This window comes from Mesorhizobium sp. M7A.F.Ca.US.005.03.2.1 (genome assembly GCF_003997795.1).
Classification (GTDB): domain Bacteria; phylum Pseudomonadota; class Alphaproteobacteria; order Rhizobiales; family Rhizobiaceae; genus Mesorhizobium; species Mesorhizobium ciceri.
The window spans coordinates 1-462 of the sequence record NZ_RZRP01001607.1 but is presented as its reverse complement, the minus strand read 5'-3'; the positions used below and the strand labels follow the sequence as shown (position 1 = coordinate 462).

At 62.6% G+C, this 462-nt stretch carries 1 protein-coding gene and 1 pseudogene; both read right to left on the bottom strand.

Annotated elements, in window-relative coordinates; all coding sequences use genetic code 11:
- Positions 1-342 (bottom strand): ABC transporter ATP-binding protein (locus EN991_RS39420; RefSeq protein ID WP_164769824.1); only part of this gene is annotated, 342 nt, incomplete at its 3' end.
- A pseudogene (locus EN991_RS41910) lies at positions 342-462 on the bottom strand (ABC transporter ATP-binding protein); the annotation flags it as partial. The gene EN991_RS39420 and the pseudogene EN991_RS41910, both read right to left, overlap by 1 nt.

The following is a 462-nucleotide window of genomic DNA, read 5'->3' as shown; positions in this document are numbered from 1 at the left end:
GTCCTTGATCTCGGCGTCGGGCAGCCGGCGAATTTTCGGCTTCAGCGGGAATTCGAGATTTTCGCGCACCGTGTAGCGCGGATAGAGCGAATATTGCTGCAGCACCAGCGCCACGTCACGCTCGGCCGCACCCCAGTCGGCAACGTCGACGCCGTCGATGAAGACCTGGCCTTCGCTGGGCTTTTCCAAGCCGGCGATAAGCCGCAGCGTCGTCGTCTTGCCGGCGCCCGTCTCGCCCAGCAGCACGAAGAACTCGCCATCGGCAATATCGAGATCGAGCCCGGTGAGCGCCGTGTGGTTGCCGAAGGTCTTTGAGATGTTCTTGAGCTGGATATGGGCCATCAGAGTCTCACCTCGAGCGACTTGCCGCTTGCCTTGTCGAAGAAATGCGCCTGGGTCGGGTCGATCCTGGCGAAGACCCTTTCACCGGGTCCGGCAACGAAGCCGCTCTTGGTGCGGGCC